The sequence below is a fragment of the Acidovorax sp. LjRoot117 genome, from assembly GCF_964252695.1.
Classification (GTDB): domain Bacteria; phylum Pseudomonadota; class Gammaproteobacteria; order Burkholderiales; family Burkholderiaceae_C; genus Acidovorax.
Window position 1 is genome coordinate 18607 of sequence record NZ_CAXUPO020000017.1, and the last position, 20510, is coordinate 39116.

General features: G+C 66.0%; 16 protein-coding genes and 1 tRNA gene. 10 read left to right on the plus strand and 7 right to left on the minus strand.

Translation table 11 applies throughout. The features are described from left to right. The first annotated feature begins 233 nt into the window (after window positions 1-233). The 3 genes from ppa to ACSQ3D_RS26200 all read left to right on the plus strand — a co-directional run bounded on the left by ppa (window position 234) and on the right by ACSQ3D_RS26200 (window position 4398). Window positions 234-773: an inorganic diphosphatase gene (gene ppa, locus ACSQ3D_RS26190; RefSeq protein WP_056167978.1), complete on the plus strand. Its 540-nt coding sequence runs from the start codon at window positions 234-236 to the stop codon at window positions 771-773. Window positions 774-1103: 330 nt separating this feature from the next. Beyond that, the gene (locus ACSQ3D_RS26195) at window positions 1104-2255 is read left to right on the plus strand and encodes an esterase-like activity of phytase family protein (RefSeq protein WP_436128773.1); all 1152 of its coding nucleotides are present in this window, start codon (window positions 1104-1106) and stop codon (window positions 2253-2255) included. A gap of 241 nt (window positions 2256-2496) precedes the next feature. Then, a complete protein-coding gene (locus ACSQ3D_RS26200; RefSeq protein WP_436128774.1) occupies window positions 2497-4398 on the plus strand; it encodes a methyl-accepting chemotaxis protein in 1902 nt (633 codons plus the stop codon). Between the two features lie 210 nt (window positions 4399-4608). Here the strand turns inward: ACSQ3D_RS26200 and ACSQ3D_RS26205 are convergent, their stop codons facing one another. Then, window positions 4609-5415, minus strand: a complete 807-nt coding sequence (locus ACSQ3D_RS26205; RefSeq protein ID WP_436128775.1) for an alpha/beta hydrolase — start codon at window positions 5413-5415, stop codon at window positions 4609-4611. A gap of 242 nt (window positions 5416-5657) precedes the next feature. Between ACSQ3D_RS26205 and ACSQ3D_RS26210 the strand changes: the two genes are divergently transcribed. From ACSQ3D_RS26210 to ACSQ3D_RS26225, 4 genes are all read left to right on the plus strand, one after another. Further along, window positions 5658-7520, plus strand: a complete 1863-nt coding sequence (locus ACSQ3D_RS26210; protein WP_436128776.1) for a methyl-accepting chemotaxis protein — start codon at window positions 5658-5660, stop codon at window positions 7518-7520. A 378-nt stretch (window positions 7521-7898) separates the two neighbouring features. Continuing rightward, the gene (locus tag ACSQ3D_RS26215; RefSeq protein WP_436128777.1) at window positions 7899-8120 is read left to right on the plus strand and encodes a hypothetical protein; all 222 of its coding nucleotides are present in this window, start codon (window positions 7899-7901) and stop codon (window positions 8118-8120) included. Then, window positions 8117-9937 carry a methyl-accepting chemotaxis protein gene (locus ACSQ3D_RS26220; RefSeq protein ID WP_436128778.1) on the plus strand — a complete coding sequence of 607 codons (1821 nt, stop codon included), beginning with the start codon at window positions 8117-8119 and terminating at the stop codon, window positions 9935-9937. The genes ACSQ3D_RS26215 and ACSQ3D_RS26220 overlap by 4 nt, the downstream gene beginning before the upstream one ends. Before the next feature lie 230 nt (window positions 9938-10167). Beyond that, window positions 10168-10311 (plus strand): hypothetical protein, encoded by a 144-nt coding sequence (locus ACSQ3D_RS26225; RefSeq protein WP_436128779.1) that lies wholly within the window; start codon window positions 10168-10170, stop codon window positions 10309-10311. Window positions 10312-10320: 9 nt separating this feature from the next. Here the strand turns inward: ACSQ3D_RS26225 and ACSQ3D_RS26230 are convergent. The 4 genes from ACSQ3D_RS26230 to ACSQ3D_RS26245 form a co-directional block, all read right to left on the minus strand. Then, window positions 10321-10410 (minus strand) — tRNA-Ser (locus ACSQ3D_RS26230). Window positions 10411-10473: 63 nt separating this feature from the next. Further along, window positions 10474-11694 (minus strand): GGDEF domain-containing protein, encoded by a 1221-nt coding sequence (locus tag ACSQ3D_RS26235; protein ID WP_436128780.1) that lies wholly within the window; start codon window positions 11692-11694, stop codon window positions 10474-10476. Between the two features lie 265 nt (window positions 11695-11959). Further along, window positions 11960-12889: an SPFH domain-containing protein gene (locus tag ACSQ3D_RS26240; protein WP_436128781.1), complete on the minus strand. Its 930-nt coding sequence runs from the start codon at window positions 12887-12889 to the stop codon at window positions 11960-11962. A gap of 75 nt (window positions 12890-12964) precedes the next feature. After that, window positions 12965-13390 carry an NfeD family protein gene (locus ACSQ3D_RS26245; RefSeq protein ID WP_056414662.1) on the minus strand — a complete coding sequence of 142 codons (426 nt, stop codon included), beginning with the start codon at window positions 13388-13390 and terminating at the stop codon, window positions 12965-12967. A gap of 146 nt (window positions 13391-13536) precedes the next feature. Between ACSQ3D_RS26245 and ACSQ3D_RS26250 the strand changes: the two genes are divergently transcribed. Together ACSQ3D_RS26250 and ACSQ3D_RS26255 are read left to right on the plus strand one after the other, a co-directional pair. Further along, on the plus strand, window positions 13537-15903 hold the full coding sequence (locus ACSQ3D_RS26250) for an arginine/lysine/ornithine decarboxylase (RefSeq protein WP_056414659.1): 2367 nt from the start codon (window positions 13537-13539) through the stop codon (window positions 15901-15903). Window positions 15904-16147: 244 nt separating this feature from the next. Next, window positions 16148-16708 (plus strand): fasciclin domain-containing protein, encoded by a 561-nt coding sequence (locus ACSQ3D_RS26255; protein WP_056414656.1) that lies wholly within the window; start codon window positions 16148-16150, stop codon window positions 16706-16708. Between the two features lie 104 nt (window positions 16709-16812). Here the strand turns inward: ACSQ3D_RS26255 and ACSQ3D_RS26260 are convergent, their stop codons facing one another. Both ACSQ3D_RS26260 and fabI read right to left on the minus strand, forming a co-directional pair. Continuing rightward, window positions 16813-17676 (minus strand): DNA ligase, encoded by an 864-nt coding sequence (locus ACSQ3D_RS26260; protein WP_436128782.1) that lies wholly within the window; start codon window positions 17674-17676, stop codon window positions 16813-16815. Between the two features lie 93 nt (window positions 17677-17769). After that, entirely contained in the window at window positions 17770-18570 is an 801-nt protein-coding gene (gene fabI / locus ACSQ3D_RS26265) for an enoyl-ACP reductase FabI (RefSeq protein ID WP_396506483.1), read from the minus strand. A gap of 117 nt (window positions 18571-18687) precedes the next feature. Here fabI and ACSQ3D_RS26270 point away from each other — a divergent pair, with 117 nt between their 5' ends. Beyond that, on the plus strand, window positions 18688-20493 hold the full coding sequence (locus tag ACSQ3D_RS26270; RefSeq protein WP_436128783.1) for an extracellular solute-binding protein: 1806 nt from the start codon (window positions 18688-18690) through the stop codon (window positions 20491-20493). The last annotated feature ends 17 nt before the right edge of the window (window positions 20494-20510 follow it).

Genomic DNA, 20510 nt, shown 5'->3' on the forward strand with positions numbered 1-20510 from the left:
ACGGAAGGAAACATCACAACGCAGGTCGGTGGTGCTTCCGCTGCGTTGCTTCCTCGTGCTACCGGGCCCGCCAGGGGGCAAGGAGTCGATTGGCCAACAGACCCAATTTACAGGCAAACGCGGGTTTGCAAGCGGGCAGAAAGGGGCGTGCGCCTAAAATCAGGGTTAATCCCGACGCTGCGCGACTTGCCGCACGCATCGCGGGTTACGTTCAGCAACCACCATTCAAAGACATGTCCCTCAACAAAGTCACCCCCGGCAAGAACATCCCTGAAGCCTTCAACGTCGTCATCGAAATCCCGATGAACGCCGACCCGATCAAGTACGAAGTGGACAAGGAATCCGGCGCGATCTTCGTGGACCGTTTCATGACCACGGCCATGCACTACCCCACCAACTACGGCTACGTGCCGCAGACGCTGTCGGGCGACGGCGACCCGGTGGACGTGCTGGTGATCACGCCGTACCCGCTGCACTCCGGCGTGGTGGTGCCCTGCCGCCCCCTGGGCATCCTGATGATGGAAGACGAGGCCGGTGTCGACGGCAAGGTCATCGCCGTGCCCACGTCCAAGATCCTGCCCATGTACGACCACTGGAAGACCATCGACGACGTGAACGCCATGCGCCGCAACGCCATCGCCCACTTCTTCGAGCACTACAAGGACCTGGAAAAGGGCAAGTGGGTCAAGGTGCTGGGCTGGGAAGGTATCGACTCTGCCAAGAAGGAAGTCACCGACGGCATCGCGGCCTACCAGAAGGCCAACAACGCCTGATACCCGCACCCGGCCGATCGCGCCGGGTTGGAGGGTGATTGGCCTCCAACGCTTGATAGGAAAGCGCTGGCAGCTATCAAAATTGAAGCAATCGATAAAAGCGCACAGGTTCAGGCCTGTGCGCTTTTTTCATGGCGTCGCGCAGACCGCACATCACCCACCACTCACGTACCCGCCTGTCACGCACCCACCTGTCACGCACCCGCCACACGAGCGCCCTAGGCTCGGGCGCTTTCCTCGGTCTTCTTCATTCTCAGTCACTCATTCATCCATTCAACAAGCCCGGCAGGGCGGGGAGCGACAGCAATGGCAACGGCAACGGCATCGGCAATGGTGCATTCATGGCGGCGCATGGCCGTGGGCGTGGCAACGGCGGTGGCAATGGCCGCCGCACTGGCGGGCTGTGGCGGCAGCGATGACGATGGCCGTGCGCAGCCCATTGCGTCGCTGCGGCTGCTGGGCAGCACGTCGCTGCCCACCGGCACGATGTTCGAAGGGGTCGAGTTCGGCGGCATCTCGGGCCTGGACCGCGCGGCCGACGGCAGTTACTGGGCCATCTCCGACGACCGGGGCGGCGAGCGGGGCACACCCCGGTTTTACAACCTGGGCATCGACTACGACGCCAGCGGCAGCGTCAAGGTCAAGATCAACCGCCAGACGAACATGCTGCGCGAGGACGGCACCCCGTTCCCGGCCACCGCCCGCACGGTGGACCCCGAAGCCATCCGCACCGCGCCGGACGGCAGCCTGTACTGGGCCTCGGAAGGCAACTGGAGCGCCACGGCCGCCAGCCGCTTTCAGCCCTTCGTGCGGCAGATGACGCGCGAAGGCCGCTTCGTGCGCGAGTTCTCGCTGCCCGCCATGTACCAATACGTGGACAACGCCACCGATGGCGCGCGCAGCAACAAGGTGTTCGAGGCCCTGGCCGTGGCGCCGGACGGCACCGTGTACGCGGCCAACGAGGACGCGCTGATCCAGGACGGCCCCCTCACCAGCCTGCAGGGCGGCAGCGTGGTGCGCGTGACGGCGCTCGACCCCGCCACCGGCAAGCCCAAGGGGCAGTACGCCTACCCGTTGCCCAGGATTCCGGTGGACGCCGCGCCGGGCGCCCCGTTCGGGCCCGACAACGGCCTGTCGGACATGCTGGCCGTGGGCAACGGCCAGTTCATCGCGGTGGAGCGCGCCTTTGCCTCCGGCGTGGGCAACACCATCCGCCTGGTGTGGACCGAGATCACCAGCGCCACCACCGACGTGATCGGCACCGCGCGCCTGGCGGGCGCCACCTACACCCCCATGACGCGGCGCGTGCTGCTGGAGATGCCGCTCACCTGGCAGGGCGTGAAGCTGGACAACATCGAGGCCATCACCTGGGGCCACACGCTGCCCAACGGCCACCGCACCCTGGTGCTGGCGGCGGACAACAACTTCACTGCAGACACGCAGGGGAACCAGTTCATCGTGCTGGAGGTGGTGCCGCAGTAGCGCAGCCAACTGCGCCCGCCGCCTGCTGTGAGCCAATGAGGCTGCACCGCAGGTCGACAGGGCGCCAGGCGCTATCAAAATTGGAGCTTTTGGCACTGCACGCGATACCTGCCGCAGGACGGTAGGTTGCGCAAACCGTGGAAACACCTGAGAGGAAATGCTGCGTCTCGCTGATAGACTGAGACAGCATTTTGTTACATATGGCGGGCGCATCGCGGCACCGCTGTCTGAAGGGTGATTCATGAAAGTTTCCGATCTGCGTATCGGTGTCAAGCTGGGATTGGGGTTTCTGGTGCTGGTGCTGCTGACGGCTTTGCTCGGCGCCATTGCGCTGGTGCAGATGTCGCGCATTCACGCCAATGCCGAAGCGATCGCCACCAACCTGCTGCCCAGCGTCACGCAGACTGGCGAGCTGCGTGTGTTGCTCAACCGCATGCGGCGGGCCGAGGCGGGCGTGGTCACTGCGCGCAACGTGGCCGAGGTCAAGGCGTTCTCCGAACAGGTGGCCGCACGCCACAAGGACCTGGACCGTGTCGAAGCCACGTACGAAGCCTTGATCGACATCCCCAGGGAGCGCGAGGTCTATGCCGACTACAAGAAGCGCAAGCTCGCGTACGTCGAGCTGCAGGCCAAGCTGATGGACATCGCCAAGAGCGTGGACTTCAGCACCACCGAGACGCTGGAGCTCACCGGCGACGCCATGGCCATGCTGTACGCCGGCGAGTCCGAGGCGGCTTTCGTCGCCACGGCGGAGACGCTGGGCGAGCTGCAGAAAATCAACACCGAGGCCGCGCAGCAGGCAGAGGTCGATGCGCTGCAGGTCTTCAACCTGGCCCGCATCTGGGTGCTGGCCACGCTGGCGGTGTGCGTGGTGCTGGCCGCGGTGCTGGGTATCGGCATCACCCGCGCGGTAACGCGCCCCGCGCACCACGCGGTGCAGGCCGCCCGCGCCATCGCTGGGGGCGACCTGACGTCCGAAGTACCGCCCGGCGGCAAGGATGAAATGGGCCAGTTGCTGTCGGCGCTGGGCGAGATGCGGCAAAGCCTGGTGAACACCGTGAGCACGGTGCGCGGCAGCGCAGAAGGCGTGGCGTCGGCCAGCTCGCAGATCGCCTCGGGCAACAACGACCTGTCGGCGCGCACCGAGCAGCAGGCGTCGGCACTGGAAGAAACCGCAGCGTCGATGGAAGAGCTGGGCTCCACCGTGCGCCAGAACGCAGACAACGCGCGCCAGGCCAACCAACTGGCGATGAGCGCATCCACCGTGGCCGTGCAGGGCGGGGACGTGGTGGCCGAAGTGGTGGAGACCATGAAAGGCATCAACGACAGCAGCAAGAAGATCGCGGACATCATCAGCGTGATCGACGGCATCGCCTTCCAGACCAACATCCTGGCGCTGAACGCGGCGGTGGAAGCCGCCCGGGCCGGCGAGCAGGGCCGGGGCTTTGCGGTGGTGGCCGGTGAAGTGCGCAGCCTGGCTGGCCGCAGCGCCGAAGCCGCCAAGGAGATCAAGGCCCTGATCACCGCCAGCGTGGAGCGCGTGGAACAAGGCACGGCCCTGGTGGACAAGGCCGGGGCCACGATGACCGAAGTGGTCAGCTCCATCCGCCGGGTGACGGACATCATGGGAGAGATCAGCGCGGCCAGCAGCGAGCAAAGCGCGGGCGTGGGCCAGGTGGGCGAAGCCGTCACGCAGATGGACCAGGCCACGCAGCAGAACGCGGCGCTGGTGGAAGAGATGGCGGCCGCGGCGAGCGCTTTGAACGCGCAGGCGGGCGACCTGGTGAACGCGGTGGCGGTGTTCAAGCTGGAGGCGGGGGGGCAGCAGCGCAGCGCGGCTTCGCCATCGACATCGTCATCGTCATCGTCATCGACACCACCAGCGCGCCATGACACCGCTGCGTCCCCCGTGCCCGCACCCGCGGCCCGCAAGACCCTGTCGAGCACGGCAGCCGCAGCGCCTGCAGCGCCCAAGCTGGCCGCCCGCAGCAGCAGCCCGGCCAAGCCTGCGGGCGGCGCATCACCTGCCGCCAGCCTGCCTGCACCCAAGCCCGCGGCCAAGGCGGGACCGAAGCCAGCGGCCGCACCGGCCAGGGCGCCCGCGCCGGCAGCGGGTGGGGACGATGACTGGGAGAGCTTTTGAGGGGCCGGCCCAGCAGGCCCACCCCAAAGGCTCACCCTGAAATCCAGGAAAAATAGCTGCTACCCCTTGCTGGACAAGCGGTAGCAGCTATGAAAAAAGAAGCACGCGAGAGAAGGTTCTCCGCGTGCTTTTTGTTTTTTGCTTTTTGTTTTTCAGAACGGTGGCGTCAGGAATATGGGGGCTTCGGGTCCATGCTGCCTGCCCCACGCCTCACCGCTCGGGGTCGGGGTAGACCAGCTGCAGCCCTGGCAGGGTGGGGCGCTGGAACCGTTGCCATGCACCCTCTTGCTGCTGGGCCAGGCGGTCGGCCACGGCCCACCAGGCGCTGGGGTTCAGGCCGATGCCGAAGTGGCTGGCCACCACCTCGATGTTCTCGGTGTGCGGGTTGTGCGCGGCCGGCGCCTGGATGCTGCCGCGCCAGGCCACCACGCCATCGCTGCGCGAGTAGATGCTGGTGGTGGGCACCGGGGGGGCTTCAGGCAGGTTGTAGTTCTCGGTCTCGCGTTCGATGTCGCGGCCGCTGGCGAACTGGTAGATGCGCCAGGCGTTGGTGGACCGGTGGTGGCCGGCAAACGGCGTGCCCAGCGTGATCACGCAGCGCACCCGGTCCGGCATTTCCTTGGCCAGTTCGCGGGCGTACACGCCGCCCAGGCTCCAGCCCACCAGGCTCACCTTGCGGCCGCTGGCGTCGCTGGCCGCCTGCAGTTGGCGCTTGGCGTTGTCCAGCACGCCGTCGCGCGGGCCCAGGTTCAGGCCCTGGCCCCATCCTTGCGTGCCGTAGTTGCGCGAATCGAGGTAGCGGCGCAGCGGGATGGTGGTGGCGTCGCCCGCCGTGAGCCCCGGGAACACGATGACCGTGTGGCCGTCGCCCCGCGGGGCCCGCTGCAGCACGGGCCAGGCGGGCAGCACGGCACCGAATTCCCATGGCGCGCGCAGCTCCAGGGCCAGCAAGGGCAGCCCGGGTGGCGGCAGGTGGGCGGGGTCGCCGGACTCTTGGTTCTTGCTGAAAAATGGCATCGGGTGGTGCTTGCGAAGGGGTGGGACGGCGGGTGCGAGGACGTGCCGTGACGGTAGCATTTTTTTGTGCCGAGACGGGCCGCGCGCATGGAGCCAGCTCTCCAAACGCACACCGGCCATTGGGTGCGCCAGCGAGACGTGTTCAGTCAGTTATGCCAAATAGTGCTGGCTGATGAGTGTTCGCCGCTATATGGTGGGGCAACAACATTTCAATCCTTGCTTTCACCGAGGAGTACCCGAAGATGCACCGCTTGAACATTTCCACCCGCCTTGCGGCAGCATTTGCTGCCATGGTGCTGCTGCTCGCAATCCTGGGGGGTGTGGCGTTGGCGCATTCGGCCAGCCAGCGCGCGTCGCTCAACGACATCGTCACCATGCGCATTCCCATCACCAAGGCGATGGGCACGCTGACCGATGGGGTGAATGTGCAGGCCATCCAGTTCCGCAACCTGGCGCTGTTCGCGTCCGAAGACATCATCAAGCAGTCGCTCGAGCGCGTGGCCGCTGCGCGGGCGTCGATCGCCAAGGAAATACCGGTCATCGTCAGCCTGATCCGCTCTGACAAGGGCAAGGAGATCCTGGCACGCATGCAGCAAAACCGCAGCAGCTTCCTGGCGCTGGGCGACGAGTACATCGGCCTTGTGCAAAAGGGGCAAAAGGACGAGGCCCTGAAACTGCTGGAGGAGCGCCTGCGCCCCACCCAGCGGGCCTACCAGGCCACCATCCAGGAGCAGGTCGACTTCCAGGCCCAGGTCACCGCCGATGCGGGCGAGCGGGCCGAAGCCGCCGCCAGCGCACTGCAGCGCGATGTGCTCATCGCCGGGGCTGCGGCCATTGCGCTGGCGATCTTTCTGGCCATCACCATCATCCGGTCCATCACCCGCCCGCTGGCCCAGGCGGTAGAGGCCGCCGACCGCGTAGCCAGCGGCGACCTGAGCGGCCACATCCACGCGCAGTCCCAGGACGAAACCGGCCAATTGCTCAGCGCGCTGCAGCGCATGCAGCAAAGCCTGGTGAACACCGTGAGCACGGTGCGCGGCAGCGCAGAAGGCGTGGCGTCGGCCAGCTCGCAGATCGCCTCGGGCAACAACGACCTGTCGGCGCGCACCGAGCAGCAGGCGTCGGCACTGGAAGAAACCGCAGCGTCGATGGAAGAGCTGGGCTCCACCGTGCGCCAGAACGCAGACAACGCGCGCCAGGCCAACCAACTGGCGATGAGCGCATCCACCGTGGCCGTGCAGGGCGGGGACGTGGTGGCCGAAGTGGTGGAGACCATGAAAGGCATCAACGACAGCAGCAAGAAGATCGCGGACATCATCAGCGTGATCGACGGCATCGCCTTCCAGACCAACATCCTGGCGCTGAACGCGGCGGTGGAAGCCGCCCGGGCCGGCGAGCAGGGCCGGGGCTTTGCGGTGGTGGCCGGTGAAGTGCGCAGCCTGGCTGGCCGCAGCGCCGAAGCCGCCAAGGAGATCAAGGCCCTGATCACCGCCAGCGTGGAGCGCGTGGAACAAGGCACGGCCCTGGTGGACAAGGCCGGGGCCACGATGACCGAAGTGGTCAGCTCCATCCGCCGGGTGACGGACATCATGGGAGAGATCAGCGCGGCCAGCAGCGAGCAAAGCGCGGGCGTGGGCCAGGTGGGCGAAGCCGTCACGCAGATGGACCAGGCCACGCAGCAGAACGCGGCGCTGGTGGAAGAGATGGCGGCCGCGGCGAGCGCTTTGAACGCGCAGGCGGGCGACCTGGTGAACGCGGTGGCGGTGTTCAAGCTGGAGGCGGGGGGGCAGCAGCGCAGCGCGGCCCCGCCATCGACATCGTCATCGTCATCGACACCACCAGCGCGCCATTACACCGCTGCGCCCGCCGCTGCGCGCAAGGCCCTGTCGACCCCGGCACCCCACCTGGCTGCACGCAGCGCCAGCACGTCAGCCAAGCCCGCAGGCGCCGCATCTGGGCGCAAGGCAGCTGCAGCCAGCCTGCCGGCGCCCCGGCAGGCCGTCAAACCAGCGGCCACACCTGCGGCAGCGCCGGCCAAGGCCGCTGCGTCTGCCAGGGCGCCCGCCCCGGCAGCGGGTGGAGACGATGACTGGGAAAGCTTCTGACGACACGCATCCCACGAGGTTAAGGTTAAAAAACGGCGCTACCGCTCGCTGGATAGGCGGTAGCAGCTATTCAATTGATAGCATCGCAAGGTGCCCACTCAGACGTCTGAGTGGGCACCTTGCGCCTGCCTGAAGCGGCCTGGCTTGCCGGGCCAGCATTTTGCCCGCCGCCCTGGCATGACCAGCCGAGGCGCTCAGGCCCACGCCGCGCGTGCGTTCCGCCCGCCATGGCTGGATGATTTATCGCGCGCAAATGTACGCAAACGTAACGGAACGCGCTATGCTCGAAGGGCAGTTCCGCCCCCATCTCTCTCGGCTGAGGCCGCGGCTGCGGTCCTTGGATGCGCTGGTCTGTTGCCGGGAGTTCTTTCATGGCTCATGGCGTTGGCTCTGCAAGTGCGCCCGGCTTTCCGGGCCGTGCTGCCGGCAGCCCTCCTGGCGCGCATCGTGCATGTCCTCTTGTGCCCCTTCCACGTCGATGTTCCCCGGGTGTTCGCCACCGGGGCGCAGACCGGTGTGGTCGTGGCGCATGCCGTTGCCGCCCTTCCTTGTTTCTTTTTTTCTTTCTATTTGGTCATTACTCCAGGAGCACTGCCATGAGCCAGTTCAAGATATCCACGCGCCTAGCCGGCCTGCTCACGGCCCTGTGCCTGCTCGTTTTGCTGGTGGGCGCGGCGGGGTTGTTTGGCATGGGGCAATCGAATGCCGGACTCAAGTCCGTCTACGACGACCGGGTGGTGCCCCTCAAGCAGATCAAGGTGGTGGCAGACATGTATGCCGTCAATGTGGTCGATGCCGCGCACAAGGTGCGTGACGGGGCCATGACGCCCGCCCAGGGCCTGCAGTCGGTGGCCGATGCACGCAAGGCCATCGAGTCCAACTGGAAGGCCTACCTGGCAACCCAGCTCGTGCCCGAGGAAACGAAGCTCGTCGAGCGCTTCAAGCCCTTGCAGGTCAAAGCCGAGGCGGCGGCCGATGCGCTCAACGGGCATTTCAGGTCGGCCGACATGGCCGCGCTCACCGCGTTCGCCGCCAAGGAGATGTACCCCGCCATCGACCCGCTGCAGGACGTGCTGGGCCAGCTGATGCAGGTGCAGCTCGACCGCGCCAAGGCCGAGTACGACCGGGCCGACGCGAGTTTTCAGACCATCCGCGCGACGGCCCTCACCGCCGTGGTGCTGGGCATTGCGCTGGCGGTGCTGATGGGCGGGGCGATGATCCGGCAGATCTCGCGGTCGCTGGACAACGCGGTGCAGATCACGGATTCGGTCGCGCAGGGTGACCTCACGGTGCCGATCCATGCGCGTGGCAAGGACGAGATCGCGCAACTGCTGGGCGGCCTGACGGCCATGCGCGACAACCTGGCGCACGTGGTATCCGGCGTGCGCGGCAATGCGCAGGGCGTGGCCTCGGCCAGCGCAGAGATCGCCTCGGGCAACAACGACCTGTCCATCCGCACCGAGCAGCAGGCCAGCGCGCTGCAGGAGACGGCAGCGTCGATGGAAGAGCTCAGCTCCACCGTCAAGCAGAACGCCGACAACGCGCGCCAGGCGAACCAGCTGGCCATGAGCGCATCGACCGTGGCAGGGCAGGGGGGCGAGGTCGTGGCCGAAGTGGTGGAGACCATGAAGGGCATCAACGACAGCAGCAAGAAGATCGCGGACATCATCAGCGTGATCGACGGTATCGCCTTCCAGACCAACATCCTGGCGCTGAACGCGGCGGTGGAAGCGGCCCGCGCCGGAGAGCAGGGCCGGGGCTTTGCGGTGGTGGCCGGTGAAGTGCGCAGCCTGGCTGGCCGCAGCGCCGAAGCCGCCAAGGAGATCAAGGCCCTGATCACCGCCAGCGTGGAGCGCGTGGAGCAAGGCTCCGTGCTGGTGGACAAAGCCGGCGTGACGATGACCGAGGTCGTGTCGTCCATCCGCCGCGTGACCGACATCATGGGCGAGATCAGCGCCGCCAGCAGCGAGCAGAGCACGGGCGTGTCGCAAGTCGGCGAGGCCGTCACGCAGATGGACCAGGTCACGCAGCAAAACGCCGCCCTGGTGGAAGAAATGGCCGCTGCAGCCAGCAGCCTGAACCACCAGGCGCAAGCCCTCGTCGGCGCCGTGGAGGTGTTCAAACTCTCGGCCGATCAGTCGCAGCCGCCCGCAGCCGCCCAGGCGGTGCGCGCGGCCAGATCCCCAGCCAAACTGGCTTCCGCGCCGTCGCCCAAGCGGGTACCCACCCCCGCCCACCGCCCAGGCTCCGGCAAGCCACCCTCTACTCAGGCTATTCAGGCTGCTCAGGCAACCCAGGCAATCCAGCCAGCCAAGGCCCCCGGCACCCGGCCACCGGCCATTGCGGTGAACAAGCCGAAGGCGCCAGCACCCCAGGCGGTGGCGGCGGGGGCCGAGGATGACTGGGAGAGCTTTTGAGCGGCCACTGTGAGCCGAAGATGCCAAGACTGGCGCAACTGCAAGGCTGCATCCCGAGAAATCGCCCTCCAGGCAACCGCAATGGTTGGAACGCAAACGGTGCGAGCACCCCATTGTGAGTTGGTGCAGCACGGCAGGCCCGGCGCGGGGTCCTGGGTGTGGTCGACTCTGGTGGATGGCACCGTGGGCACAGGTAGCGCCGGGCGCCTGGGCCCAGGTTGCGCGTTGACATGCGCATCGAGAAACCTGGAATCGAAACGCCGCCAGCAAAAAGCCACCCGAGGGTGGCTTTTGCGTTTCAAGCTGTACGTGAACTTGCCATGGTGGAGAGAGCCATCACCAAAGAAAAAACCCTAAGTGATTCAATCACTTAGGGTTGCATATGGCGGAGAGGGCGGGATTCGAACCCGCGGTGGGGATTAGCCCACACACGCTTTCCAGGCGTGCGACTTAAACCGCTCATCCACCTCTCCGAAGCCCACGATTGTAGCAGTGGTTTGGAGCGTTTTTGCCGTCGATCGATGGATCGGCGGTTTTTAGTGCGCAGCCCGGGCTGCGTGCAGGGCTGATTCCATGGCGGAGCCTGCCTGTGCGGCGGCGTCGCTGGCCTCGACGCGGTTGCGGCCGGCGTGTTTGCCGCGGTACAGCGCTGCATCGGCCTCCTGCAGGGCGCGGTCCAGCTCCTGCGGGGCGGCAAAGTCGGCGGAGATGCCGATGGTCACGGTGCAGCGGATGGGGCTGCCTGGGGCCGTGGCGGCTGCCACGTCGCTGTTCTCGATGGCGGTGCGTGCGCGGCTCGCCAGGCGCAGGGCGCCCTCTGCGTCGGTGTCCAGGCAGATGACGACGAATTCCTCTCCCCCCAGGCGGCAGGTGAGGTCGCCCTGCCGGGCGGTGTCGCGCAGCAGATCGGCCACGTGGCACAGCACGGTGTCGCCGACCTGGTGGCCGTGGGTGTCGTTGATGCGCTTGAAATGGTCGATGTCCACGATCAGCAGGTGCGCAGGGCCCGCCTTGCGGGAGCGCAAGTGCGCCTGCAACCCGTCGAGCAGGCCGCGGCGGTTGAGCAGCCGCGTCAGCGGGTCGTGGGCGGCGGTCGCCCGCAGTTCGTCGGTGAGCCTGCGCAGCACCAGCCAGATGATGGACGGTGCCAGCACGGTCGCCAGAAACGACATGTACAGGTAGAACACGGTCTGGAAACGGCTGTCCATGTCCAGGGCTTCCAGTCCGTTCTGGAGAATGAACACGAACTTCATCGCGTTCAGCGCGAAGATGCCGCCAATCAGGGCGGCGAACAGCACCATTTCCACGCGCAGGTCTTTGGCAAAGCTGCGGGCGCCCTGTATCACGGTGGCCGTCATCGCCGCAAAGAGCAGAGCAGACGCGCCCGCCAGCATGGCGTACCGCGCTGCTGTTCCGAGCGTCCATTGCGCCACCACCTGCGCGGCGGTGTAGGCCACCGCCAGGGTGAGCAGGGGGCGCCACAGAGGTGCGGCGCGGCCAAAGAACCGCATGGCACCCACCGCGTAGACGGCCGGTGCGCACAGGGTCAGCGTATGGTTGACCACGCTCATCGCGTTCCACCCTGGCGCGCCGCCCGCCAGCTGCAGCACGTACGCGCAGCCCAGCAGGAAGTTGCCGATGGCGAACACTTCCATGCCCATCTTCCTGCCGTGCAGGCGCGTGCTGATCAGCAGGAACATGGCGCCAAAGCACAGCAGGTGCACGCACAGCATGCCGACGATGAGGGTGGCGCCCATGGGTTCTTGCACGTGAAGGTATCTGGGTGGGGGCGAAATGGCCGCTCATCCTAGCCGACGCCGTGGCCGCTTGACGCCTTGGCGCACCGTCGGCGCTGATCGCCCAGCGAAGGAATCGGGCCCGTGGCCGGCGGCAGGGCCCGTGTCCATGCCCAGAGTCAAAAAAAGAACCGGCTCCGGACGCGGGGCTGGTGCCCTGCAGCGTGTCCGGTGAGCCGGCAAGGTGGCGTGACCGGCGCCGATGGAGCCGGTCTGCCTGGCGGTGTCAGAGGCGCGGCGTGCCGGTGGTGGTTTGCACCATCTTCATCGCCGAGGCGATGAGCGCCGAGACTTCGGTCATGTTGCTGGGCACGATGAGGGTCGTGGTCGCATCCGATGCCACCTGGCTGTAGGCCTCGACGGCTTTTTCGGCCACCTTGAGCTGCACGGCCTGCTCGCCGCCCGGCTGGCGGATGGCCGATGCCACGCGTTCGATGGCCTGTGCATTGGCTTCGGCCACGGCCTTGATGGATTCGGCCTCGCCCTGCGCCTTGTTGATGACGGCCTGCTTTTCGCCTTCGGAGCGGGCGATGAAGGCCTCACGTTCACCCGTGGCGATGTTGATCTGCTCCTGGCGGCGGCCTTCGGACGCTGCGATGAGCGCGCGCTTTTCGCGCTCGGCGGTGATCTGGGCCTGCATGGCGTGCAGGATTTCCTTAGGGGGCGTCAGGTCCTTGATCTCGTAGCGCAGCACCTTCACGCCCCAGTTCAGCGCGGCCTCGTCGATGGCCTGCACGATCTGTGCATTGATGATGTCGCGTTCCTCGAAGGTCTTGTCCAGCTCCAGCTTGCCGATCACGGACCGCAGGGAGGTCTGCGCCAGCTGGGTGACGGCCATGATGTAGTTGCTCGACCCGTAGCTGGCGCGCATGGGGTCGGTGACCTGGAAATACAGGATACCGTCCACCTGCAGCTGCGTGTTGTCGCGCGTGATGCAGATCTGGCTGGGTACGTCGAGCGGGATTTCCTTCAGGCTGTGCTTGTAGGCGACCTTGTCGATGAAGGGCACCAGCAGGTTCAGGCCGGGCGCCAGCGTGCCCGCATATTTGCCCAGGCGCTCCTTGACCCAGGCGTTCTGCTGGGGCACGACCTTGACGGAGCGCGCGATGAAGATCACGGCGATGATGAGTATGACGACGGCAACGGCAAGTTCCATGGGACAGCCTTTCTGGATGGTGAATGAACAGGAGAGACGGAAAAACGGGCGGCCGCAATGCGGGCCGGGGCCGGCTTACAGCGGGTCCACCAGCAGGCGGTTGCCCACGAGCTCAGCGACGCGGTGCATGCCGGTCGACGGGGTGATGCCGGGGCGGTGGATGGCCGTCCACTGCGCGCCGCGGTATTTGACGGTGGTGGTGCCGTCGATGTTCCAGCTGTCGATGAGCACCGTCTCGCCCACGTCCATGTTCACGCTGCGGTCCGCACGTGCAGACGGGTCCCCGGGGCGCCGCTTCTTGAGCTGGTAGGACGCCACGACGGCGCCACCGCCCACGACCGCAGCCGCCACGATCTGCAATGCGAACGACAGCCCCAGGTGCGCGCCCAGGGCCGCTGCAGCCAAGCCGACAGCCACCATGAGCAGATAGAAAGTGCCGGTGAGCAGTTCTGCCACGACCAGTGCCCCTGCTGCCAGCCACCAGATGGTGGATTCCTCCATAGCGTACCTCCTCGTTGTGGTTGTGTTTGTTGCACCACATTCTGGGTCAAAAGCATGGCAGTTCAAAGGCGCGTCAACGTTATTCCTTACACTTCGCGCCTATTTCGTTTTTTGGCCGGCAGGGCACGGTTGCACGGAGGCTGCGCATGAAGTTTCGTTTTCCCATCATCATCATCGATGAGGACTATCGTTCCGAGAACACCTCGGGCCTGGGCATTCGCGCGCTGGCGCAGGCCATCGAGGCCGAGGGTTTCGAGGTCGTGGGGGTCACCAGCTACGGTGACCTGTCGCAGTTCGCGCAGCAGCAAAGCCGCGCCAGTGCGTTCATCCTGTCCATCGACGATGAGGAATTCACCGTCGGCGAGGGGCTGGACCCCATCGTGCTGAGCCTGCGCAACTTCATTGGCGAGGTGCGCCGCAAGAACACCGAAGTGCCGATCTACGTGCACGGCGAGACCAAGACCAGCCGCCACCTGCCCAACGACATCCTGCGCGAGCTGCACGGCTTCATCCACATGTTCGAGGACACCCCCGAATTCGTGGCGCGCCACATCATCCGCGAGGCCAAGAGCTACCTGGAGAGCGTGCAGCCGCCGTTCTTCAAGGCGCTGCTCGACTACGCCGAAGACGGCTCGTACAGCTGGCACTGCCCCGGGCATTCGGGCGGCGTGGCCTTCCTGAAAAGCCCCGTGGGCCAGATGTACCACCAGTTCTATGGCGAGAACATGCTGCGCGCCGACGTCTGCAACGCGGTGGAAGAACTGGGCCAGCTGCTGGACCACAACGGCGCCATCGGCGAATCTGAGCGCAATGCCGCGCGCATCTTCAATGCCGACCACTGCTTCTTCGTGACCAACGGCACGTCCACATCCAACAAGATGGTGTGGCACCACACCGTGGCCCCGGGCGACGTGGTGGTGGTGGACCGCAACTGCCACAAGTCCATCCTGCACAGCATCATCATGACCGGGGCCATCCCAGTGTTCATGAAGCCCACGCGCAACCACTTCGGCATCATCGGCCCCATCCCGCAAAGCGAGTTCGAGCCGGCAGCCATCCAGGCCAAGATCAAGGCCAACCCGCTGCTCAAGGGCGTGGACGCCAAGAAGGTCAAGCCGCGCGTGCTCACGCTCACGCAGTCCACCTACGACGGCGTGCTGTACAACACCGAGACCATCAAGGGCATGCTCGACGGCTACGTGGACAACCTGCACTTCGACGAGGCCTGGCTGCCGCACGCGGCCTTCCACCCGTTCTACGGCACCTACCACGCCATGGGCAAGAAGCGCACGCGCCCCAAGCACTCGGTGACCTACGCCACGCAGTCCATCCACAAGCTCCTGGCCGGTATCAGCCAGGCCAGCCATGTGCTGGTGCAGGACTCGCAGACCACCAAGCTGGACCGCCACCTCTTCAACGAGGCCTACCTGATGCACACCAGCACCAGCCCGCAGTACAGCATCATCGCCAGCTGCGATGTGGCCGCTGCCATGATGGAGCCGCCCGGCGGCACCGCGCTGGTGGAAGAAAGCATCCTGGAGGCCCTGGACTTTCGCCGCGCCATGCGCCAGATCGAGCATGACTTCGGCAAGAACGACTGGTGGTTCAAGGTCTGGGGCCCGGACAAGCTGGTGGACGAGGGCATCGGCCGGGCCGAGGACTGGATCATCCGCAGCGATGCCAAGGGCAAGAAGGCCGGCACCAAGTGGCACGGCTTCGGCCAGCTGGCCGACGGCTTCAACATGCTGGACCCGATCAAGTCCACCATCGTCACGCCGGGCCTGAACCTGGACGGCAAGTTCGACAAGAAGGGCATCCCCGCGTCCATCGTCACCAAGTACCTGGCCGAGCACGGCGTGGTGGTGGAGAAGACCGGCCTGTACAGCTTCTTCGTGATGTTCACCATCGGCATCACCAAGGGCCGCTGGAACACGCTGCTCACGGCGCTGCAGCAGTTCAAGGACGACTACGAGAAGAACCAGCCCATGTGGCGCATCCTTCCGGAGTTCTGCCAGCAGCACAAGCGCTACGAGCGCATGGGCCTGCAGGACCTGTGCCAGCACGTGCACGAGATGTACGCCAAGTACGACATCGCGCGCCTGACCACCGAGATGTACCTGTCGGACCTGACGCCCGCCATGAAGCCGTCGGATGCGTACGCACACATCGCGCACCGCAAGACCGAGCGCGTGGAGATCGATGCACTCGAAGGCCGCATCACCGTCGGCCTGGTCACGCCGTACCCACCGGGCATTCCGCTGCTGATCCCCGGCGAAGTCTTCAACAAGAAGATCGTGGACTACCTCAAGTTCGCGCGTGAATTCGCCAAGCTGTGCCCCGGCTTCGAGACCGACATCCACGGCCTGGTCGAGGTGGAGGACGAGAACGGCCAGGTGCGCTACTACGCCGACTGCGTGGCCGACGAAAAGACCACCAAGAACCCCAAGCCGTTGGCCACGGCCAAGAACCTGGTGCAGGTGGGTGGCGACGGCCCCTACGGACGCACGATCTGACCTGGCGGTCCACCTGCTGCAAGGCTGAAACGCTGACACGCTGACCGGCTACGCACCTGCCGGTGCACGGCCCGCTCACCCAACCATCGCCCCCCGGCCCACGCCGCGGGGCGATTTTCTTTTTTGTATCCGCGCTGTTGCAAATCTTTTTGAATCCGGCGGGCCAGGCCCGGCGTATTGACTGGTAGCCGCGTGCATTTCATGCGGTGTGAGACACCCCCTTTCATACTTTCAGGAGATCCCCATGCGCACTTCTTTCAATGCCCGTATCGCTGCCGGTCTGTTCGTTGCCTTGTCTGCCGGTGCAGTGCCTGCGTTCGCTGCCGATGTCATGGTGGGCGGCGCCCCCATGCTGGCCAGCAAGGACATCATCGACAACGCGGTGAACTCCAAGGACCACACCACGCTGGTGGCCGCCGTCAAGGCTGCCGGCCTGGTGGAGACCCTCAAGGGCCCAGGTCCCTTCACCGTGTTCGCACCCACCAACGCCGCTTTTGCCGCGCTGCCCGCCGGCACGGTGGACACCCTGCTCAAGCCAGAAAACAAGCCCACGCTGACCAAGGTGCTGACCTACCACGTGGTGGCTGGCAAGTGGGACGCCGCAGCGCTGTCCAAGATGATTGCCGACGGCAAGGGCATGGCCAGCATCAAGACCGTGGCGGGCGGCACGCTCACCGCCAAGGCCAGCGGCAAGGCCATCATGCTGACCGATGAAAAGGGTGGCACTGCCAATGTGACCATCGCCGACGTGTACCAGTCCAACGGCGTGATCCACGTGGTGGACAAGGTCCTGCTGCCCAACTGATCGCTGATCCTTTCGTGAGCCTCTGAGGACACGAAGGACCCCCAGGCGCCACGCCGTGCAGTGATGTGCGGCGTGGCGTTGTGCTTTCAGTGGCGACAGTGGCCTCAGCGGCTCGGCGGCAGGTCGTCGCGCACGCGCACGAAGCTGGCAAAGCGCGGCAGCCCACCGTCGTGCGTACCGCGAAACCGGTAGGTGACCCAGCTGCCGATGGGCGGCGGATCGGCCCGCTGCGCGTCGCTGAACCCGGCGCCCAGTTTGAATCGCTGCCCTGATGGCATCTCGACCAGCAGCGCGCCCAGGCGGCCCTCCAGACGGCCCTTGCCGGGCACATGGGCCACCACACGGGCTTCGGTGTCCTCGTGGGTCTTGACCTTGACGAGGTCATCGCTGCGCCCGCCCTGGTACAGCGAAGCGCCCCGGTGCAGCATCAGGCCTTCGCCGCCCGCGCGCACCGTGCGCTGCAGCAGCGACTGCAGTGCGGCGTCCGTCGCCACGCGGTGCTGCTGCACGGCCTGCACCCAGGGCTGGCCGATGGTGGCGACCACGGCATTGAGTGCGGGAATGCGGTCGTCGAAGGTGCCGGGGCTTTGCGGCAGGTCGAACACCATGAACCGCATCTGCCGCCACGCGGCATCGTCGGCATGCTGCTGCCGGGTGGTGGACTGCGCATGGGCAAAGCGCCCGCGCCCGGCCCACAGCTCGCCATCGATCGGCGTGTCGGGCCAGCCTGCGGTGAACCACGCCGGCGCAGCCACCGTCTCGCCACCGCGGGTGCGCAGCGTGCGGCCATCCCAGTAGCCACGCACGCCGTCGTACTTTTCGCTGACCCAGTAGTCCGCCAGGGGCATGCCCGGGCGGTACACGTTGGCCAGCAGCAGCGCCGGTGCGTCGCCTGCGCGGGCGGGCGCACCGATGGCGGTGGCTGTGCCCGCCAAGGCCAGCCAGGCCAACCAACGTCTGCGAAGCATTTGCTATTGAATTGATAGCTGCTACCGCTTGACTATCCAGCGGTAGCGCTTGTTTTGGCTTGAAGGCTTGTGGTCAGGCGGGGTCGGACCCGATCAGACCTGGTCGGCGCTCAGGCCCGCGGTCTGGCTGAAGCCGCCGTCCACGTAGGTGATCTCGGCGGTCAGGCCCGAGGCCAGGTCGGACAGCATGAAAGCGGCCACGTTGCCCACGTCCTCGATCGTCACGTTGCGGCGCAGGGGCGAGGCATCGGCCACGCGGGACAGCAGCTTGCCGAAGTCCTTGATGCCGCTGGCCGCCAGCGTCTTGATGGGGCCGGCGCTGATGCCGTTGGCGCGGATGGCGCGGCCGTCTTCGGTGCGGCCCACGGCTTCGGCCAGGTAGCGCACGCTGGCTTCCAGGCTGGCCTTGGCCAGGCCCATGGTGTTGTAGTTGGGGATGGAACGCAGCGCGCCCAGGTACGACAGCGTGAGCAGCGACGACTTGTCGTTCAGGTAGGGCAGGGCGGCCTTGGCCATGGCCGGAAAGCTGTACGCGCTGATGTCGTGCGCGATGCGAAAGCCTTCGCGCGACAGGCCTTCAAGAAAGTTGCCCGCAATGGCCTCGCGCGGTGCGAAGCCGATGCTGTGCACGAAGCCGTCGAACTTGGGCCAGGTCTGCGCCAGGTCGGCGAACATGCGCTCGATCTGCTCGTCGCTGGCCACGTCGCAGTCAAAGATCAACTTGGAGTCGAACTCGGCGGCAAAGTCGGTGATGCGGTCCTTGAAGCGCTCGCCCACATAGCTGAAGGCCAGTTCGGCGCCCTGCGCGTGACAGGCCTTGGCGATGCCGTAGGCGATGGAGCGGTTGGACAGCACGCCCGTGATGAGCAGCTTCTTGCCGGTCAGAAAACCCATTGTTGTTCTCCTGTGGAATGCGTGAAAAAAGAGGGCGCCCTGGTGCCACCGGACGGGTCTCCGGGGAATACCCACAGCCTGTGCGGCGGCAGGGCCGACGTAGTGCAGAATTGTCGCATGCGGTTTTGGCTCACTTTCTTGCTGACGGTATGCGCGGCTCCGGCCTGGGCCGCCCACGGCTATGCGCTGTGGGGGGACCTCAAGTACCCCGAGGGCTTCTCACATTTCGACTACGTGAACCCGGACGCCCCCAAGGGCGGTGAGCTGCGCATGGTGAGCAACCTGCGCTACTCCACCTTCGACAAGTACAACCCCTTCACCATGAAGGGCTCGGTACCCGCGTACCTGAGCGAGCTCATCTTCGAATCCCTGCTCACCGGCTCCATGGACGAGACCGCCTCGGCTTATGGTCTGCTGGCCGAAGACGTGCAGGTGGCCGACGACCGGCTCAGCGCCACCTTCCGCCTGCGGGCCGAGGCACGCTTTCACAACGGCGACACGGTGGAGGCCGCGGACGTCAAGCACAGCTACGACATGCTGATCAGCCCGCAGGCGTCGCCCAGCTACGCCACGCTGCTGCAGGAAGTGGCCGGCGTGGACGTGCTGGACAAGCGCACCGTGCGCTTTCGCTTCAAGCAGCCCAACCGCGAGCTGCCGCTCACCGTGGGCAGCCTGCCGGTCTTCAGCCGGGCCTGGGGGCGCGGCCCGGACGGCAAGGCCAAGCCGTTCGACCAGATCGTGACCGACATACCGATCGGCAGCGGCGCGTACCGCATCGGCGATGTGAAGTTCGGGCGCGATGTCACCTACCAGCGGGACACGCAGTACTGGGGCCGTGATCTCAATGTCAACCGGGGTGCGCACAACTTCGACCGCATCACTGTCAAGATCTACAAGGACAACACCGCGCGCTTGGAGGCCATGAAGGCCGGTGAGTTCGACTTCATGACCATCTATTCAGCCGGCGACTGGGCCCGCCGCATCGACGGCAAGCTCTTCAAGCAGGGCGTGCTGGTCAAGAAGGACATGAAGCACCGCCTGCCCTCGGGCTTTCAGAGCTACGTGCTCAACACCCGCCGCCCGCTGCTGCAGGATGTGCGCGTGCGCGAGGCGCTGGGCCTGGCCATCGACTACGAGTGGATGAACCGCCAGATGTTCTATGGCGGCTATCCCCGCGTGAAGGACCTGTTCGGCAACACCAGTTGCCAGGCCACGGGCACGCCCGGGCCAGAGGAGTTGGCGTTGCTCGAACGTTGGCGCGGCAAGGTGCCCGACACGGTGTTCGGCCCCATGTACACGCCGCCCAGCACCGAGGGCGAGGGCCATTCGCTGCGCGACAACCTGCGCAGCGCGCGGCAACTGCTGGCCGATGCGGGCTGGACCTACCGCGACGGCGCGCTGCGCAATGCCGAGGGCAAGGCGATGGAGATCGAGTTCCTGGACAGCAAGGAAGCCGGCGCCCGTACCGTGACCCCATGGATTCGCAATCTGGAGAAGCTCGGCATCACGCTGCGTTTCACCACGGTGGACTTTGCGCTGTACCTGCAGCGCCTGGACAAGTTCGACTTCGACATGATCAGCCTGGCCTACCCAGGCACCTACAACCCCGGCCAGGCGATGAAAGAGCTGTTCGGCAGCCAGGGCGTGAAGGTCGAAGGCTCCAGCAACCACGCGGGGGTGAACAGCCCGGCGGTGGATGCCCTGGTGACCGCGCTCACCCGCGCCACCAGCCAGGCCGAGATGCTGCCCGCCTGCCGTGCGCTGGACCGCGTGATCATGCACAGTCACTACCTCATCCCGCAATGGACGCTCGAGTCGCACCGGGTGGTCTACAACCAGAAGCGCCTGGCCTACAAGGAACCGATGCCGCCCTACGCCAAGGCGGAAGAGTGGTTGATGTTCTCGTGGTGGACAAAGCCGTGAATGAGTGCTCGCCCGAT

Coding starts and splice junctions, on each gene's coding strand:
- ppa (WP_056167978.1), top strand. CDS start 234: ATGTCCCTCAACAAAGTCACCCCCGGCAAGAACATCCCTGAAGCCTTC.
- ACSQ3D_RS26195 (WP_436128773.1), top strand. CDS start 1,104: ATGGTGCATTCATGGCGGCGCATGGCCGTGGGCGTGGCAACGGCGGTG.
- ACSQ3D_RS26200 (WP_436128774.1), top strand. CDS start 2,497: ATGAAAGTTTCCGATCTGCGTATCGGTGTCAAGCTGGGATTGGGGTTT.
- ACSQ3D_RS26205 (WP_436128775.1), bottom strand. CDS start 5,415: ATGCCATTTTTCAGCAAGAACCAAGAGTCCGGCGACCCCGCCCACCTG.
- ACSQ3D_RS26210 (WP_436128776.1), top strand. CDS start 5,658: ATGCACCGCTTGAACATTTCCACCCGCCTTGCGGCAGCATTTGCTGCC.
- ACSQ3D_RS26215 (WP_436128777.1), top strand. CDS start 7,899: ATGGCGTTGGCTCTGCAAGTGCGCCCGGCTTTCCGGGCCGTGCTGCCG.
- ACSQ3D_RS26220 (WP_436128778.1), top strand. CDS start 8,117: ATGAGCCAGTTCAAGATATCCACGCGCCTAGCCGGCCTGCTCACGGCC.
- ACSQ3D_RS26225 (WP_436128779.1), top strand. CDS start 10,168: ATGCGCATCGAGAAACCTGGAATCGAAACGCCGCCAGCAAAAAGCCAC.
- ACSQ3D_RS26235 (WP_436128780.1), bottom strand. CDS start 11,694: ATGGGCGCCACCCTCATCGTCGGCATGCTGTGCGTGCACCTGCTGTGC.
- ACSQ3D_RS26240 (WP_436128781.1), bottom strand. CDS start 12,889: ATGGAACTTGCCGTTGCCGTCGTCATACTCATCATCGCCGTGATCTTC.
- ACSQ3D_RS26245 (WP_056414662.1), bottom strand. CDS start 13,390: ATGGAGGAATCCACCATCTGGTGGCTGGCAGCAGGGGCACTGGTCGTG.
- ACSQ3D_RS26250 (WP_056414659.1), top strand. CDS start 13,537: ATGAAGTTTCGTTTTCCCATCATCATCATCGATGAGGACTATCGTTCC.
- ACSQ3D_RS26255 (WP_056414656.1), top strand. CDS start 16,148: ATGCGCACTTCTTTCAATGCCCGTATCGCTGCCGGTCTGTTCGTTGCC.
- ACSQ3D_RS26260 (WP_436128782.1), bottom strand. CDS start 17,676: ATGCTTCGCAGACGTTGGTTGGCCTGGCTGGCCTTGGCGGGCACAGCC.
- fabI (WP_396506483.1), bottom strand. CDS start 18,570: ATGGGTTTTCTGACCGGCAAGAAGCTGCTCATCACGGGCGTGCTGTCC.
- ACSQ3D_RS26270 (WP_436128783.1), top strand. CDS start 18,688: ATGCGGTTTTGGCTCACTTTCTTGCTGACGGTATGCGCGGCTCCGGCC.